Raw genomic sequence first — 958 nt, forward strand, 5'->3', positions numbered from 1 at the left:
GGCTGGGCTGGCTGGACGCGCGCGGTGGTCTGGCCTGGCAGGGGGCCGCCGGCGTGGCGCTGGCGATCGTACCGCCACTGCTGCTGATGGCGTTGGTCGCCTGGCTGCTGCGCGGGGTGCTGTTCGGCCTTCCGGCGCTGCTGCTGGGCGTGGCCGTGCTGGCCTGGTGCTGGGGCCCGCGGGATCTGGACCGCGACATCGAAGCGATCATCGATGCCGACGATGCACCGACCCGGCAGGCGGCGGTACGCAACCTGCAGTCGGCCGGTGGCAGCCTGCGCGAGGATGTTCCTTCGCTGGTCGAGGCGACCGTGCTCAACGCGCTGCGGCGCTGGTTCGCGGTGCTGTTCTGGTTCCTGCTGCTGGGCCCGGTCGGTGCCCTCGGTTATCGCCTGCTTGCATTGATGGCCGAAAGCCCGATGCGTGCGCGCGTGCCGGTGGAACCGCTGGCGCTGGCGCAGCGGTTGCTGGGCTGGATTGAATGGCCCGTTGCCCAGTTGATGGCGTTTTCGATGGCCCTGGTCGGCAACTTCGACACGGCCTGGAAGGCATGGCGCCAGGCGCATGGTGAGCGCTTGGCCGGCGACATTGGTTTCCTGGGCGCGGTGGCGCGTGCCAGCGTCAATGCCGAACTGCGCGAAGATGCGCACGATTACACCGAAGCCGGCCTGCTGCCGGTGTGGCAGCGGCTGCCGGACCTGCGTGATGCGATGAGCCTGGTGTGGCGGATGTTGCTGCTGTGGTTGGCGGCGCTGGCCGTGCTGGTGATTGCAGGCTGGGTGACCTAGTTGTTCTTTCTGCAGGGCTTGCAGCCCTGCACCCGCTGGAAGCAACAGCAACAGCAACAGCGGCTCTGGATTTCTGTGGGTCTGGCGGGGCGATGTGGGCCTGCAGGACACGCCGTAAACCCATCCATGGCGCCAACGGTCCTGCAGCCCCACACCGCCCCACCTCTGAC

General features: G+C 68.3%; 1 protein-coding gene. It reads left to right on the forward strand.

The annotated features are described in order from the left end of the window. On the forward strand, window positions 1-788 hold a 788-nt coding region (gene ampE / locus DBR20_RS11260; protein ID WP_108266232.1), incomplete at its 5' end, for a regulatory signaling modulator protein AmpE. Window positions 789-958 lie beyond the last annotated feature (170 nt).

This window comes from Stenotrophomonas sp. HMWF023, from assembly GCF_003060985.1.
Classification (GTDB): Bacteria; Pseudomonadota; Gammaproteobacteria; order Xanthomonadales; family Xanthomonadaceae; genus Stenotrophomonas; species Stenotrophomonas lactitubi.